We start from the raw sequence: 16,959 nt of genomic DNA on the forward strand, positions 1-16,959 counted from the left end.
AGAGTTTTTTAATTTTCATCAGCTCATTAATGGACTAAATATAGCAATAATCACACCAAAAGTGCAGCGCATAAATTTTCAAATTTTAAAAACAAAATTCCAATCTTACATATTTGGAATTTATAATTTTAGCCTTTGGATTTTGTTTTTATGCATCTGGATTTTTTTCGCGTATACGCTTATATACTTTAAACCCTAACATTATAAGTATCCCAAGAACAACAATACCAATGACACCAAAAATCCAATTAATAGTACTTTTTAGAATGACTAAAAAAACAACTGCAAAAAGTATAAATGTTGCACCTTCATTCCAAATACGCATATAATTTGAAGTTACTTTTACCTCATCATTTTGAAGTTGTTTGTAGTATATATGCGTTTTATAGTGGTATATGAAAAGTAAGACCACAAAGGCTAATTTTACATGCATCCAACCTTGCTGAAACCAACTAGGCATTAAGATCATTAACCAAACTGCGAATAACGTTGCCAAAATTGCAGAAGGCCAGGTGATAATAAACCACAAGCGCTTCGCCATAAGCTTTAGCTGCTTCCCTAAAATTTCCTTTTCGGGTGATGGTTTATGAAATGCTTCAATTTGATACACAAATAATCTTGGAATGTAAAACAAGCCTGCAAACCAAGTAATCACAAAAATGAGGTGTAATGATTTAATGTAGTTGTAGTATTCCATAGCTTTACGTTGTCACCCTAAACTCGTTTCGGGTCTATCTTATTTTTTATTAGATGCTGAAATACACTTCAACTGTGCTCACGCTAAAGCTTCAGTAACACGAGTGCGCTCAGTGGGACAATTCAGCATGGCAAATTTAGACTTAATCTTCAACAAATAAGTAATTCAGCTGCTTAGAATTAAAGGCTGCATTAAATGCTTTTACCTCATCATTGAGAATTGTATTAAACTGAGATAATTGTGTTTCAATTTTTGAAGTCAATTCATTTTTAACAGCAACATCTTGATCGGTTGGTGCAAAATCTCCCATCCTTACCAAAGAATTGAGATGACCTAATTTATTAGTCAACCTAATCGGAAAATTCAAAGGGTCTTGACCACTTCTGTTTTTTGTTTGGTATAATTCTTTTTCAATGTTTGAAAGTTGCTCCTCTAAAGCTTTGGCTTTTTCCACCAGGTCTTTCACATTATCATCGTCCTTATATTGCTGTTGAAATGCACTTAGCTGACCATTAATATTTCTTATTTTTTTAATGGATTTATGTGCCTTATCCATAGTTTCATTAACATCTTTTATAAACTGAAACTGTTTTTCCATATCGGCAAGGGTGCTTTCTGCTCTTGGGTCTGCAAGAATTGTAAATTGTTGTGATTGCTCATCTCCGTTAACATTTAAACTCACTTTATATTTACCAGGAATTGCCCTTGGCCCTTCTAAACTTGCCCACCACAATATCATACCTGGTAAACGTTCTGCACCATCATAGGTCATATCCCAAACAAACTGATTTGCTCCATTTTCAACTTTAAGCACATTCTTTTTGTCTTTGGTTGAAAAGGTCTTAATGGTATCTCCTTTTGTGTCAAAATAGGTTAGAGATACTTCGTCATCTTTCTTGTAATCTTTTAAATTGAAATACGTGATCACACCATTTGGATGATTAGCACCAGATGTTAAACTACCACTTCTTCCGCCACCTCGCATTCTGTAGGTGTCTTTAGGCTGAAATAAAACAGTTTTACTTAAATCTGAATCGTATAATTGATGTATTACGGTTAAATCGTCTATCATCCACAAGCTACGTCCTTGAGTTGCCACAATTAAGTTATTGTCTTTTATCGTTAAATCAGTTATTGGCACTATTGGTAAATTCAATTGAAATGGTTTCCAATCCTTACCATCGTTAAACGAAATATACATGCCTGTTTCGGTACCTGCATACAGTAAACCTCTACGTTTTGGATCTTCTCTTAAAACTCTTGTAAAATGCTCTCCGTTAATACCAATAGTGATTTTTTTCCAGGTTTTTCCGTAGTCGGTGGTTTTGTACAGATATGGTGCAAAATCACCTGTTTTATATTTAGTACCAGCCACATAGCAGGTACCTTCATCAAAAGCACTTGGCTCAATACTGTTTATCATCATCCATTCTGGCATTCCCTTAGGAGTTACATTATCCCAAGTTTTTCCTCCATCTTGTGTAACGTGAATTAAACCATCATCACTACCAACCCAAAGTAATCCTTCTTTAAGTGGTGACTCTTGTGCTGCAAAAATGGTACAGTAGTATTCTACTGATGTGTTATCTTGTGTAATTGGTCCACCTGAAGATTTTAATTTTTCAGGATCATTTCTGGTTAAATCCGGACTAATAATATCCCAAGATTGACCTTCGTTTTCAGTAACGTGTACATGCTGCGAGAAGGTATATAATCGATCTGGATTATGCTTTGAAAATATTATTGGGAAATTCCACTGAAAACGATATTTCATGCCTTCAGCCCCATGACCCATTGGATTATCAGGCCACACATTAATAGCTCTAACAGTTCCTGTTTTATGATTCACTCTTGTTAAGAAGCCATCGTAACTTCCGCCATAGACAATATCATTATCCTTCGGATCTACAGCAATATGTGCGCTTTCACCTCCTGCTGTACTTTCCCAATCATCTTCTGTAATAGCATAACCATCTGTTCGATGCGGAATTCTTATGGTAGAGTTATCTTGTTGTGCCACATAAATTCTGTACGGAAAGGCATTATCTGTTGTTACTCTGTAAAATTGAGAGGTTGGTTGATTATGATACGTACTCCAGGTTTCTCCACCATCGTAAGTAACTTGTGCTCCACCATCGTCACCAATAATCATTCGGTCTGGATTTTCTGGAGCAATCCATAGATCGTGATGATCTCCGTGTGGTGCGTTGTAGGTACTGAAATTTTTGCCGCCATCTGTACTTTTATGGTAACGCACATTAAGTACATAAACCGTATTTACATCTTTAGTATCTGCATAAACTCTGGTGTAATACCAAGCGCGCTGACGTAATTTTCTTTCGCTATTTACTTGTGTCCAAGTTTCACCACCATCTTCGCTTCTGTACAAACCGCCTTGATCTTTATTTTCAACAATTGCCCAAAGACGTTGGCTATTTATTGGCGATACTGTTATACCAATGATGCCCAAAACACCTTCAGGAAACCCTTTATTAACTGAAATTTCGGTCCAAGTTTCTCCACTGTCTGTACTTTTCCACAAAGCTGAACCTTCACCACCAGAACTTAAACTGTAAGGTGTGCGCTGTACACGCCAGGTTGAAGCATATAAAATTCTAGGATTTGTTGGATCCATGATTAAATCTACGACACCAGCATGTGCGTTAGAAAACAAGGTTTTTTTCCATGTTTTTCCGCCATCAGTACTTTTGTAAACACCTCGTTCTTGTGTTGGTTTATAGATGTTACCTAGCACACCAGCATAAACAATATTATGATTCGTAGGATGAATTGCGATACGTGGTACGTGCCTACTTTGAGGCAAACCAGATGCTTGCCATGTTTTACCAGCATCTACACTTTTCCAAATACCATAACCAGAAGATACATTTCCTCTGACTGTTTTTTCACCACCACCAACATAAATAACATTTGGGTCGCTTTTAGAAACAGCTATAGAACCTATACTACCACCAAAATAGCCATCAGAGATATTTTCCCAGGCACGACCTCCGTTCGTAGTTTTCCAAATACCTCCACCAGTAGCTCCAAAATAATACAAGTTAGGTTGATTTGGCACTCCTGTAACAGCAGCACTTCGTCCGCCTCTAAAGGGTCCGAGTAATCTGTATTCTAAGGCTCCGTAATCTGATTCCTGAAAATCTTGTGATTGTAGGTTTAAGCTAAAACATGCTATTAAAACAGCTAACAAATAAGATGAAAATCGCATAAAAACTAGTAGTTGGTTAAAGAACAATAAAATTACGGATTTAAAATTATTATGCTTCCTTCGGTAATAAATTTAACTTTACCTCTCTATTTAAAAAGTAAACAGTAACTATGGTTGCTAAAACGTCTGAAATTGGAAAAGACATCCAAACTCCTAATTCACCATAAAAACGTGGCAGTATAAAAATTAACGGAATAAAGAATATGCCTTGACGAAGCAACGTAAGTAATAAAGCTGGTGTTGCTTTACCTATAGCCTGAAAATAGGCTGCACCTATTAATTGAATACCAATGATTGGTGTTGCTGCAAATACCCAACGCATAGCTGGTGGAGTTTCTTTTAATACTTCAGCATCTTGTGTAAAAAGTCTGGTAATAGCATCTGGGAAAAGCATTAGAAAAACAAAAATAACGGCAGCTAATAAAACTCCATACTTTATTGCCGTTATTATAGATTCTCTGACGCGTGTGTAGTGTTCTGCGCCATAATTATAGCCTGCAATTGGCAAAAATCCTTGGGTGATACCGTAAACTGGAAATAATGCAAACATGAGCATTCTTCCAACAATAGCATATGCTGTTACAGAAGTTTCCCCTCCTAAATTGAATAAAATATTATTCATTAAGAGATATGTAACACTTACAATAGCTTGCCTCGCTAAGGTTACAAAACCCAAACCACCTATTTCTTTGATGATCGGGAAATTCAGTTTATAAAAACACTCAGTGATTTTTAATTCTGAATTATTGGATAAAAAATACCAGATAATAAACCCCAAACATAGCATGTATGAGCCTGTTGTTGCCCATGCCGCACCATGCATACCGAAGCCCAATATTTTTATAAAAATGTAGTCTAAAATAAGATTGCCAACAGAAGGAATCATCATGGCATACATCGCAAATTTTGGTTTTCCTTCTGCACGAATTACGGTATTTCCCATCATGCACAAGGCCAAAAATGGCACACCATAAAGCACAATAACATAATAGATTTTTGCAGGATTAAAAATGGCTCCCTTACCTCCAAATGCAGGTATTATAGAATCTACAAAATATAAACCTGGAATAACGAATGAAATTGTAAATAAGAGCGTTAAGGTTATTTGATTCCCAAATGTAGTAAGTGCTTTTTCTCTATTATTTGCACCTAGTGCTCTAGAAATAATTGAGGAACCACCAATACCTATAGCCATACCCAAAGCCGCAATAAAAAACGACACTGGCAATACCACATTTATGGCAGCAATAGCATTAGGTCCAATCCAATTACCAACAAAAATAGTATCTACAAGAATGTTAAGCGACATTACCAAAATACCTATAGAGGCTGGTACAGCTTGTTTTACAAGCAGTTTACCTATTGGTTGACTACCTAAATCTTGTGAGGATACTTTAGCCATTTATTACACAGCTAAAGTTTCAGATGTTGCCCATTCTTCAATCATATTAGTTAACACTTGTGCAAAATCATCTCTGTCATTAAGGCAAGGAATTACGGTAAACTCTTTTCCGCCTACTTCGTGGAAAATTTCCTCACCTTCCATGGCAATTTCTTCTAAAGTTTCTAAACAGTCACTAACAAAGGCTGGAGTAACAATGGCCATTTTTTTAATACCTTCTTTACCCATACGCTCAATGGTTCTGTCGGTATATGGTTTTAACCATGGATCGAAACCTAATCTAGATTGAAAGGTCGTAGAATACGTTCCATTTTTGAGTTTTAATTTTTTAGCCACATGTACTGTGGTAATTTCACACTGATGACGGTAACAAAACTCATGTTGAGGACTACCCATTTTAAAACAACATTTACCATTCATTTTGCAGTTACCATTGGTAATATCGCTTTTTCTTATGTGACGCTCTGGTACACCATGATAACTGAATAAAATGTGCTCGTAATCTAAACCGTCTAGCTTTTCGGCAATGCTTTGCGCTAGGGCCTCTTTGTAATCTTCTCTATGATAAAATGCTGGAGTTCTGGTTATTTTTAATTGTGGAAAGTGCTCAGCAACCAACTCGTCTACCTTTACATCAATCGTTTCGGTAGTTGCCATAGCAAATTGTGGATATAGCGGAATTGTCTTTACTTCTGTACAACCTTTATCAACCAGTTCTTGCAGTCCTTTTTTAATGCTCATGCTTCCGTAACGCATGGCCAAAGCCACAGGATAATCTACTTTGTTTTGCACTTTTTCCTGAAGTCTTTCGGACAACACAATTAATGGTGAGCCTTCTTCCCACCAAATTTTTTGATACGCTTTAGCTGAAGCCTTTGGTCTGGTATTTAAGATGATTCCTTTTACCAATAATGTACGTGCCCAAAGCGGAAGATCTATAACGCGTTCATCCATTAAGAATTCATCCAAATATTTTTTCACATCTTTTGGATTAGGACTATCTGGCGAACCTAAATTAACTAGTAAAACTCCTTTTTTCATATTCATTTTTTCTTATAACAAAAATACAACCCTTTATACATAGAATAAAATCACTTGTATTAGTTTTATTTATAATGCTATGTTAAATACTGTTTTTACTTTTTTTGAGTTGTTATATTTAACAAGTAATATCCATAATATTAGTTTTTAAACGAGTTTTAGTGATTGAGCATGGCTATTTCAATGATTTAAATATCTTTACAAGTCCTGATTATAAAGTACAAAATGAAAAAAATTCTTACAGCCCTAATATTTACAATTTCAATAACAGCTTTTTCTCAACAACAATATCAAAGTCTACTTTGGGAGATTTCTGGTAACGGCTTAGAAAAAACGTCATATTTATACGGCACCATGCATGTAAGCAAAAAGGTAGCCTTTAGATTAGATGATGTGTTCTACAAAGCGCTTAATGAGAGTGAATGTGTTGCGTTAGAATCTGACCCTATCACATGGCCAGGTTTTAACTACGACATGATGATTGATGAAATGGCCTTTTATAACAATTACAGACAAGGGTTCTACACCAATCTTTTCAAGCTTACTCATCCTGAAGAAATGGCCGTTAGAGCTTCGGTTAGAATGGATAATGGCGCTGTCAATGCTTATTTGTACAGAAAAAGTAATGCAGCAGATAATTTTGAAGAAGAAACGTATCTAGATATGTTTATCTATCAGGCAGGAAAGAAAAACGGCAAAGAAATTTATGGACTAGAAGACTTAGCTGAATCGCGTTATTTAACTACTAAAGCGGCTTATAACGCAAACAAAAAAGATATAGATCCTTGGTTACAAAAACTATATGCCAAAGAGAATCCTTACCTCATACAAGAAAATCTTTATCGCGACAGAAACTTAGATCTTTTAGATTCGATAGGCGCAGGTTCTAATACAGAGTTTTATAGAGAAAATATGCTCTTTATTAGAAATGAGAATATGGTAAACTCACTCGTAGATTTAATGCCTAAAAAATCTGTGTTTGCTGGCGTTGGCGCAGCACATTTACCAGGTGAAAAGGGAATGATTAATATGCTTCGCGAAAGAGGTTATACCGTTAGAGCTTTAACATCTGAGCAAACTGATTTTAGTAAAACCGAAAAAACAAAACTCGACAGCCTTTTTGTAGAGCCTATTCTAAAAAAGCACATTACACCAGACGGTTTTTTAAGCCTAAATACTTATGATGAATTACGCGAATTCGCCTATGGAGGACAGAAGTATTATTTAGATCCGGATATGACAAACGGTGCTTATTTAACAGTAAATCGAATTAGTCGCTTTACTTATTTGCCAAACGAAAAAGAGAACATGACACTTAAGGAAATAGATGATTTATTGTATGAAGATATACCTGGTGATATTGTAAAAAAAGAAGAATTAAAAGAGCCTTATCCTGGACTAAGTATCGTTAATAAGACTAAAAAGGGTGAATTTCAGAAATACCATATTTACCAAACACCTCTTGAAATCATCATTATAAAATATGCAGGGCGAAGTGATTTTGTGCTTAAACACGAAGCCAAAATATTTAATTCAATAGACATAAAAACACCTACAGATTCTTTAATAACGTTTGTATCACCTGCTAAAAAGTTTCAAGTTAAGTTTCCTGAATATTACGTTACAAGTAACATGGCTAATAAAGGAAAAAAGCTATTAGAAGGTTATAAAGATGATGCTTACTATTTTGCTGAAGAATCCACACTTCATGACTTAAGCTATATCGAAGAAGACAGCTTTGAAGCTAAGTACTTCCATCATGCACTTTATTTAAATTATAAACTTGAAGAAGCTGAAGGTGGATTCAAAAGAGGTGATTATAAAACCTATGAATCTCGTGCTGTTTTAGACTCAACATCTGGTAAGAATTTACACTTAAAGACAATTGTTAAAGATGGTAGCTACTATCTTTTAGGCTATGTTGGCACTAATACTGATGACAAAACTGAATTTTTTAAATCTTTTAAATTCAATGAAACAGATTATTCAGGGTTTGAGAAATTGGTAGATACCTCACTTTATTTTACGGTAAACACCAATGCTAAATCTCCTATGCCAAATCCTTACGGTTATGGCTATTATGGATCTGATAAAGACGATAAAGATTACGAAGAAAAAACAAAGTCTACCACCTACTCCACAAAAGCCAATGAGCAAATAGAAATTACCAGAACCAAATTTCATGACTTACAAATGTTTCATAACGTTGATAGTCTTTGGAAAGATGTTGATCGAAAAGCCAATGGAGCTACGCGTTATTATACACCAAAAAAGAAATTTAGAATTTTCAATAGGTCTATGTCCAATAAAGATGGTATTTATTCCTATACATTTAATTACACGGACAGTAATAGTGCCAAGCAAGTAATGGTGAAGAACATCCTCAAAGAAGGTGTGCTTTTTGAACTAAAAACATTAATAGATTCTATTAGTGGACCATCTAAATTTGTAACTGAATTTTACGATTCATTTACACCAATTGATACCTTAATGGGTAAAGACGTACTAAAGGATAAAACACACCAATTTTTTGAAGCACTAAAAAACAAGGATAGTATAATTTTAGAATCTTACGATCTTGTTAAGTTCAAAAAATACAATAGCAGAGATATTGTTTCTGTATTAAAAGATTTTGAATTCGATAAAGAACGTTTAAATATAAAGTCGCACTTAGTAGGTCAACTTGTAGAGATAGATCTTAAAAACAATCTAGACTTTATAAAACAACTATACTACGACAGCTACTCAGATCCACAAACCCAGTCTGCGATATTAGAAGGTTTGTTTGACACCAAGAAGAAAGAAAACTTTGAGTTGGCTATGGATTTAATGGAACGCGATTTACCACTTGGTGGTATTGGTAGCATTTTTTATAGCTACGCTAAGAAAGATTCTTTAGAGCTAAAAGCCGATTTGTTTCCTAAAATTTTACAGTACAGCACTATTAGCGAATACAAAGAAGCGCTCTACGGTTTGTTGGCTCGTGTTAAAGATTCTGGTTTGGTAAAAACAAAAGATTACAAAAAATATAAAAACCAGATAATAAATGACGGTAAGATAGAAGTAAAGCGCAGCCTAAGTAACAGTGGTTATGGTTACTACTCTGATGATCTTTCAACTTACGTTAATTTAATTTTTCCTTATAGAAATGAACGTACTGCTAAAGACTTTTTTGATAAAATGCTCAACGTAGATGATACCTCAGCACTAACAAGGTATTATGTGCTATTGGCTAAAAACAAAGAAAAAATCCCAAGCGAATTAAAAGAGAAGCTGGTAGAGGATGAAGAAAATCAATACAAACTTTTAGAAGAACTGGATGAGGCAAAGCTCTTTAATTCTATAAGGTCACTTAATATTAGTCAGCAACAATTTGCAAAATCTAAACTCATAGGTAATGCAGATTATGAGAAAGAAAAGGATTCCCTTGTTTTTTTATTGAAACGCGATTTTAAAACCGACAAAGGTAACAGGGATGCTGTAATGTACTTCTTTAAAATAGATAAAGATGATGAGTACTCTGGTAAATCCGAAGTACTACATTACATCTCTTTTATAAAACCAAAAGACAGTAAAAAACTCATTGTCGACTATTATGATATAAGCAACAGCTATGGAACTACTGTTGATGAAACCAAAGAGCTAGACGAACAAATTGAAGAAATCATTAACCTTGCGATTTACAAAGACCGAAAACGGGTAACACCAACCTCACGCGGCTATAATGGGTATTATGATTATTAGGTTTAATGAGAAAAACTTCGTCTTTGCTAGTCTTTTTTTATTGATTTTCGGACTTGGTTTTTCTCAAAACTCATATATCTTACAATTAAAGAAGTTTCAGAAAGAAATAGACTCCATTGAATATTCATCTGATGATTTCAATAAATTAAAACAGCATTTCAACAATAACAAAAAAGTGCTAAAATTAGTACTACCTTAACTAGAAGCCGTAATATACTTCTTAGGCGTAGTACCAAATTTCTTTTTAAAAGCTGCAATGAAATGACTAGCTGTACTGTAACCTACCTTTAACCCAACCTCATTAACATTATGGTCTCCAGACTCTAAAAGTTTGCGAGCCACTTCCATTTTATAATCAAACAAAAAGCCATAAACAGTATCGCCGTAAATCTGCTTGAATCCTTCCTTAAGTTTTTTGAGGCTTAACCCAATGGTTTCTGACAACTCTTGTAAAGTTGGAGGTTCAGCCATGTTGGCAATAATAATATCTTTTGCTTTTTTGAGTTTAGCAACATTAACCTCATCTACCAAAAAAGGACATTGCTCAACATCTGCATCTTCATTTCTATTAAAATACAAACTCAAAAGTTCGTAAACTTTACCTTTAAAATAAAGTGGTTTTACAGTTTGATTAAGATTAAAACTTATCATTTGGTTTAATACGACAGCCATAGATGGGTTTATATTTCCGTCTGTATAGTACTTTTTATTTTTATTCTCATCCGATAAAAAGGTTACGTAGTTAGCGTCTTGGGAAAACAAACTATGAAACTTTTTTATAGACATTACGAAAGACACCAACCAAGAATGAGGCTGCATTTCTAAATGAATTGGTAAATCGCGTTGCGGATTATAGAGCAGTAAAGATGTTTCTTCCTTAATATTTAGGTTGTAGGTTCCGTTATTAAACACAAAATTGGCTGAACCTTTAGTACAAAAATGAAATTGTATATATGTGCTATCAATCTCACGTTCAAGAATTTCAACAATATCGTTTTCATTCTTATGTGTTAATACAAAAAAGCCATCTTCAATAAAAGTTTCTTCAAAAGCACCTCTAGCGACACTTTTTGAAGCCGTATTTTCCAATTTCATTTTCTTGTTATTTAGATTTGTTCTAAACAAAGAGTTGAAAAACCCTTGGTTTTACGGTAAAAATATGACAAAAATCATGTTTTTTAAAAAAATAACCTTAAAAAACCAGAAACGACACTTTAAGTTCTTTTAGCGTTATTTTTTTTGTAGCATCAAACATAAATTTGCTGTGTTAATTTCCAAGTCAGGTAAACGAGCGAATGCAACAACACAAAAACACATATTTTTATGCCATTGGTCTCAGCTATCAAAAAGCTGATGCCGAAGTGCGTGGTCATTTTAGCTTAAGTGATACTGCTAAACAAAACTTGTTAGTAGAAGCCAAGCAAAATGACATAGAAAGTCTTATTGTAATTTCTACGTGTAACCGTACCGAGCTGTATGGTTTTGCTGAGCATCCATACCAACTTATACATTTACTTTGTGAAAATACGAGAGGTACTGTAGAAGAGTTTCAGGATGTGGCTTATATACACAAAGGTAAAAGCGCCATACATCACATGTTTAGAGTTGGCTCTGGTTTAGACAGCCAAATCTTAGGTGATTTTGAAATTATTAGCCAGTTAAAATTTGCGGCAAGAGCTTCTAAAAAAGAAAACTTATTAAACTCGTTTACTGAGCGCCTTTTAAATTCTGTAATTCAAGCAAGTAAGCGCATTAAAAACGAAACCGAATTATCCTCTGGAGCAACATCAGTGTCTTTTGCGGCTGTACAGTACATTATGAATAATGTAGAACATATTTCTGAAAAAAATATTCTACTTTTTGGTACTGGTAAAATAGGACGAAACACTTGTGAAAATTTAGTAAAACACACTAAAAATCCGCACATCACGCTTATTAACAGAACAAAAACCAAAGCTGAAGAAGTTGCAGGAAAATTCAATCTTATTGTAAAAGATTACGAAAACCTTGAAACTGAAATCAACAATTCTGATATTGTTATTGTAGCTACAGGTGCACAGAACCCTACGGTTTATAAAGATTTAATCACTACAGAAAAACCATTATTAGTTTTAGATTTATCAATCCCTAAAAATGTAAACGAGGATATAGCAGCATTAAAAAATGTATCTTTAGTACATATGGATGATTTGGCCAAAATCACAGATGACACTCTAGAAAAGCGCAAAGCATTTATACCAAAAGCCGAAGCAATTATAGAGGAAATTATGGCCGATTTTAACACTTGGCTAAACACCTTAAAGTTTGTACCAACAATACAGGCTTTAAAACACAAGCTTACCGATTTAAAAAATTCTGAATTAAATACACAGCGCAAGAAAATAGCCGATTTTAACGAAGATCAGGCAGAACTGATTACCAACAACATTATTCAAAAGATAACCAATCAGTTTGCACACCACTTTAGAGAAGACAATGATACGTCTGATGAGAGTTTAGAGCTCATCAAAAAAATATTTCAGCTAGAAACTCCACAGAATGTCTAAAATTATTCGCATTGGCACACGCGATAGCCAATTAGCATTGTGGCAAGCTAAAACTGTACAATCACAATTAGAACACTTAGGTCATAAAACCGTATTAGTGCCTGTAAAATCAACAGGAGATATTGTACTAGATAAACCGTTATACGAACTAGGTATTACTGGCATTTTCACCAAGACTTTAGATATTGCCATGCTTAATGAAAGCATTGATATCGCAGTACACTCACTAAAAGATGTCCCTACAGTTTTACCAAAAGGTATTGTGCAAGCTGCTGTTATAAAACGTGGCAATGTCAATGATACTTTGGTATTTAAAAACAATGAAGAATTTCTATCTGCTAGAGACGCTGTTATAGCTACAGGCAGTCTTCGTAGACGAGCGCAATGGCTTAACCGTTACCCTACACATACCGTTGAAAACATTCGTGGCAACGTTAATTCAAGATTGCAAAAACTTGAAGACAACGAACATTGGAATGGTGCTATTTTTGCTGCTGCTGGTATTGGTAGATTGAATATAAGACCAGAGAATGCTATCAATTTGCATTGGATGATTCCTGCCCCTGCGCAAGGCGCCATTATGGTTACTGCTTTAGAAAAGGATGAAGAGATCCTAGAGATTTGCCAGGAAATTAATCATGAAGAAACTCAAATTTGCACAGCAATTGAGCGCGAATTTTTAAATAGATTAGAAGGTGGTTGTACAGCACCAATTGGCGCCTTAGCCTTTATTAAAAATGAAGAAGTCAACTTTAAAGGCATTCTTCTAAGTAAAGATGGTACCAAAAAAATAGAAGTTGCTAAAGTTGTGCCTTTAGGAAAGCATAACGATTTAGCAGAATTTTGCGCCAGCTATATTATTGGCAAAGGTGGTAAAACACTTATTGACCAATTACAACGTAGCAATAAGGAAACCAATATCTATTCCACAAAAAAGCTAACAGACGACCAATTGTTATTATTTCATAATGATGTTGTTGCAGATAGCAATGATGCAATTAAAATCAGTCTCAATCGTATTCCAAAAACAGTTGTTCGTAATGAAATTAAAAATGTAATTATTACCAGCAAAAATGCTGTTGAAGCTTTGCTTCATAATTTTTCGGCAATAGAATTACGATTCAAAAATATTTATTGTGTTGGCAGACGTACAAAGCGTTTGGTTGAAAAACGAATAGGCAAAGTTACACATACAGAATCTAACGCTAAAAAATTAGCCAACTATTTAGTTGAATATATTGAAGGCACAGAGGTTACCTACTTTTGTAGCGACTTGCGACTAGATGATTTACCAAACATTCTGTCTGAAAACAACATAACAGTTAACGAAGTTGAAGCCTACCAAACCAAGTTTGATGCTGATAAAGTTGAAGCTAATGTAGATGGAGTAATGTTTTATAGTCCTTCAACAGTAGAAAGTTACTTAAAACAAAATAAAGCAACAGGTATTGCATTTTGTATTGGAGAAACCACCGCAAAAGCAGCAAGTCACTATTTTGAAGATGTTAGAGTTGCAAAAGTACCGACTGTTGAGAGTGTTATTGAGTTGGTGAATGATGAATTCCTGCGAAGGCAGGAATCTTAAAAATTAAGTTACACTTAAACTAGATTCCTGCCTTCGCAGGAATGTCATAATTATGATAAAGAACGACCTATACCTAAGAGCATTAAAAGGAGAAACTGTAGAGCGTCCACCTGTTTGGATGATGCGTCAAGCTGGTAGATACCTTCCGGAGTTTATGGAAATTAAGGCTAAATACGACTTTTTTACGCGTTGCCGTACTCCAGAATTAGCAAGCGAGATTACTGTACAACCTATTCGTCGTTATGGTATGGATGCTGCTATTTTATTCAGCGATATTTTGGTGATTCCACAAGCCATGAATATTGAGGTAGAGATGAAACCTAATTTTGGTCCTTATTTACCAAATCCTGTGCGTTCTCAGAAAGACGTGGATAATGTTATTGTTCCAGATGTTCATGTTGAGTTAGATTATGTAATGCAAGCTATAAAAGCTACCAAAGAATTACTTAACGACGAAATTCCACTTATTGGTTTTGCAGGTTCGCCATGGACTATTTTATGCTACTGCGTACAAGGGCAAGGTTCTAAAAACTTTGATAAAGCCAAAGAATTTTGTTTTACAAATCCTGTTGCAGCTCATAATTTACTTCAAAAAATAACAGACACTACTATTGCTTACTTAAAAGCGAAAGTGGCTGCTGGTTGTAATGCTGTTCAGATTTTTGATTCTTGGGGAGGCATGCTATCTCCTGTAGATTATCAGGAATTTTCTTGGCAATATATTAACCAAATCATTGAAGCTTTAAAAGACGATGCGCCTGTAATCGCTTTTGGTAAAGGTTGTTGGTTTGCACTTGGTGAAATGGCAAAATCTAATGCGTCTGCTTTAGGTATTGATTGGACGTGTTCTGCTAAAAACGCACGTTATTTAACTGGTGGTAATATTACATTACAAGGTAATTTTGACCCAACACGTTTATTTTCACCACCTAGTGAAATTAAGAAAATGGTGCACCAAATGATTAATGAGTTTGGAAAAGACAAATACATTGTAAATTTAGGCCATGGAATTTTACCAAATATTCCACTAGATAACGCCAAGGCTTTTATTGATGCTGTGAAGGAATATAGAAGCTAGCCCATCCTAACCTTCTTTAAGGGAAGGAGCTGTTATTACTACTAAATTTTAAATATCTTGTAGGCTATAAATAAAGATTTGATAGATCTGATTTATGTAACATAGTAGAGCTCAAAACGTCTAGTTATATAGAGCTAAAGTTTAATTAAAAAGATTCCTGCCTTCGCAGGAAGTATTATGATACAAAACATTTTTAGAGGACTACAGGTTTATACAGGAGCTTACGGATTAATTTCAAAATTAAAATTGTGGAAATACTTCGTTATTCCTGTAATAATAAGTGTTGTTGTATTTGCTATGATTTTTGTATCGGCTTACGGATTGTCAGATAATCTTGGCGAATGGCTGGCTGGTATTTGGATTTGGGAAACCGGCAAAACAACGTTTACAGCCATTTCAACCTTTATTGGTGGCATTGTCATTTTTGCCATAGGGCTAATTCTCTATAAGCATATAATAATGGCATTGTCTTCGCCTTTTATGAGCCCAGTTTCAGAAAAAATTGAAGCTTACTTTACTGGCAAACCTGCCAAGAATTATGTGAGTACTAATTTTAGCAAACAGCTTGTTAGAGGCATTAGAATTGGTTTACGAAACCTATCCAAAGAACTGCTTTATACACTGCCAATATTAATACTTAAGCTTATTCCTGTTGTAAATATTTTTTCAACCGTTTTACTCTTTTTAGTTCAGGCGTATTATGCAGGTTTTGCCAATATGGATTACACACTCGAGCGTCATTTTAAGTATAAAGAAAGTGTTGCGTTTATAAGACAGCATAGAGGTTTGGCCATTGGCAATGGTATTGGGTTTTTACTATTATTACTCATTCCTGTGGTTGGTGTTGTTTTAGTGCTGCCACTTAGTGTTACCTCAGCATCAGTAATTGCTGTAGATTTATTGTTTGATGATGACGAAGAAATTGGTTTTGAACCTTTTGATAAAATAGATCTTAGCTAATGATATTACGTTTTAACGATTTTGAAATTAATGCTGTACATGAAGGTGATGCCTGGAAGATTTGCGACTTTTGCGTTGCGAATTCAGATCGATTAAAACGCTTTTTTCCATTAACGTTGCAACAGAATTTAAACCCAACTTTATCACAATTATTCGTCGATAAAAAGGTAAAACAATTCAAAAATAGCGAAGAGTTTTTATTCACATTAAAGCATTCTGAAACCCGAAAACTAGTTGGTCTTATCTACATTAAAGAACTCAATTGGGACGCCAAGCAAGGTGAATATGCTTATTGCATTGACTACAACCTAAAAGGCAAAGGGTTAATGTCTGAAGCCATTGCAGAACTTAATAAATATGCGTTTAACACTTTGGGTTTAGAAAACCTTCAAATTATAACACATAAAGACAATATTGCCAGTGCTAATGTTGCTAAAAACAATAATTTTGTGTGGCAAAAGACACTCTTAAATGAATATACTCCTCCTGGTGAACAGCCTTTGGATATGGAGTTATATGAACTGTATAATATCTAGACCTAGCAGGTTTTTAAAACCTTGCAGGTCTATATTTTGAAAAATGGAAAAATTAGAAAAAGGAAAATTATATCATATATACAATAGAGGCATTAACAGTACTGTAGTTTTTAAGAATGACGATAATATGTCTTACTTCTT

11 protein-coding genes are annotated in these 16,959 nt (G+C 34.5%); 6 read left to right on the forward strand and 5 right to left on the reverse strand.

Annotated elements, in window-relative coordinates:
• Positions 1-148: 148 nt before the first annotated feature.
• The 4 genes from FC091_RS01060 to hemH form a co-directional block, all read right to left on the reverse strand.
• The gene (locus tag FC091_RS01060) at positions 149-697 is read right to left on the reverse strand and encodes a CopD family protein (protein ID WP_138432428.1); all 549 of its coding nucleotides are present in this window, start codon (positions 695-697) and stop codon (positions 149-151) included.
• Between the two features lie 142 nt (positions 698-839).
• Positions 840-3,926 carry a VPS10 domain-containing protein gene (locus FC091_RS01065; protein ID WP_138432429.1) on the reverse strand — a complete coding sequence of 1,029 codons (3,087 nt, stop codon included), beginning with the start codon at positions 3,924-3,926 and terminating at the stop codon, positions 840-842.
• Positions 3,927-3,975: 49 nt separating this feature from the next.
• Entirely contained in the window at positions 3,976-5,328 is a 1,353-nt protein-coding gene (locus FC091_RS01070; RefSeq protein WP_138432430.1) for an MATE family efflux transporter, read from the reverse strand.
• Positions 5,329-5,331: 3 nt separating this feature from the next.
• A complete protein-coding gene (gene hemH, locus FC091_RS01075) occupies positions 5,332-6,369 on the reverse strand; it encodes a ferrochelatase (RefSeq protein ID WP_138432431.1) in 1,038 nt (345 codons plus the stop codon).
• A gap of 225 nt (positions 6,370-6,594) precedes the next feature.
• Between hemH and FC091_RS01080 the strand changes: the two genes are divergently transcribed.
• Complete coding sequence (locus FC091_RS01080) at positions 6,595-10,113, forward strand: TraB/GumN family protein (RefSeq protein ID WP_138432432.1); 3,519 nt, start codon at positions 6,595-6,597, stop codon at positions 10,111-10,113.
• 195 nt (positions 10,114-10,308) lie between these two features.
• Here FC091_RS01080 and FC091_RS01085 read toward each other — a convergent pair whose 3' ends face one another.
• The gene (locus FC091_RS01085) at positions 10,309-11,208 is read right to left on the reverse strand and encodes an AraC family transcriptional regulator (protein ID WP_138432433.1); all 900 of its coding nucleotides are present in this window, start codon (positions 11,206-11,208) and stop codon (positions 10,309-10,311) included.
• 200 nt (positions 11,209-11,408) lie between these two features.
• Here FC091_RS01085 and hemA point away from each other — a divergent pair, with 200 nt between their 5' ends.
• The 5 genes from hemA (at position 11,409) to FC091_RS01110 (ending at position 16,818) form a co-directional block, all read left to right on the forward strand.
• Entirely contained in the window at positions 11,409-12,659 is a 1,251-nt protein-coding gene (gene hemA, locus FC091_RS01090) for a glutamyl-tRNA reductase (RefSeq protein WP_138432434.1), read from the forward strand.
• Complete coding sequence (gene hemC / locus FC091_RS01095; protein ID WP_138432435.1) at positions 12,652-14,244, forward strand: hydroxymethylbilane synthase; 1,593 nt, start codon at positions 12,652-12,654, stop codon at positions 14,242-14,244. The genes hemA and hemC overlap by 8 nt, the downstream gene beginning before the upstream one ends.
• A 52-nt stretch (positions 14,245-14,296) precedes the next feature.
• A complete protein-coding gene (hemE, locus tag FC091_RS01100) occupies positions 14,297-15,322 on the forward strand; it encodes a uroporphyrinogen decarboxylase (protein ID WP_138432436.1) in 1,026 nt (341 codons plus the stop codon).
• A gap of 177 nt (positions 15,323-15,499) precedes the next feature.
• Entirely contained in the window at positions 15,500-16,282 is a 783-nt protein-coding gene (locus tag FC091_RS01105) for an EI24 domain-containing protein (RefSeq protein WP_138432437.1), read from the forward strand.
• Positions 16,282-16,818: a GNAT family N-acetyltransferase gene (locus FC091_RS01110; protein WP_138432438.1), complete on the forward strand. Its 537-nt coding sequence runs from the start codon at positions 16,282-16,284 to the stop codon at positions 16,816-16,818. Before FC091_RS01105 ends, FC091_RS01110 begins: the two co-directional genes overlap by 1 nt.
• Positions 16,819-16,959: the final 141 nt, after the last annotated feature.

Origin of the sequence: Winogradskyella algicola (assembly GCF_005869935.1) — a bacterium.
GTDB lineage: Bacteria > Bacteroidota > Bacteroidia > Flavobacteriales > Flavobacteriaceae > Winogradskyella > Winogradskyella algicola.

Excerpts from the sequence above, each read along its gene's own strand:
- FC091_RS01080 (WP_138432432.1), top strand. The coding sequence starts at position 6,595 with ATGAAAAAAATTCTTACAGCCCTAATATTTACAATTTCAATAACAGCT.
- FC091_RS01060 (WP_138432428.1), bottom strand. The coding sequence starts at position 697 with ATGGAATACTACAACTACATTAAATCATTACACCTCATTTTTGTGATT.
- FC091_RS01085 (WP_138432433.1), bottom strand. The coding sequence starts at position 11,208 with ATGAAATTGGAAAATACGGCTTCAAAAAGTGTCGCTAGAGGTGCTTTT.
- FC091_RS01105 (WP_138432437.1), top strand. The coding sequence starts at position 15,500 with ATGATACAAAACATTTTTAGAGGACTACAGGTTTATACAGGAGCTTAC.
- hemH (WP_138432431.1), bottom strand. The coding sequence starts at position 6,369 with ATGAAAAAAGGAGTTTTACTAGTTAATTTAGGTTCGCCAGATAGTCCT.
- FC091_RS01065 (WP_138432429.1), bottom strand. The coding sequence starts at position 3,926 with ATGCGATTTTCATCTTATTTGTTAGCTGTTTTAATAGCATGTTTTAGC.
- hemA (WP_138432434.1), top strand. The coding sequence starts at position 11,409 with ATGCAACAACACAAAAACACATATTTTTATGCCATTGGTCTCAGCTAT.
- hemE (WP_138432436.1), top strand. The coding sequence starts at position 14,297 with ATGATAAAGAACGACCTATACCTAAGAGCATTAAAAGGAGAAACTGTA.
- FC091_RS01070 (WP_138432430.1), bottom strand. The coding sequence starts at position 5,328 with ATGGCTAAAGTATCCTCACAAGATTTAGGTAGTCAACCAATAGGTAAA.
- hemC (WP_138432435.1), top strand. The coding sequence starts at position 12,652 with ATGTCTAAAATTATTCGCATTGGCACACGCGATAGCCAATTAGCATTG.
- FC091_RS01110 (WP_138432438.1), top strand. The coding sequence starts at position 16,282 with ATGATATTACGTTTTAACGATTTTGAAATTAATGCTGTACATGAAGGT.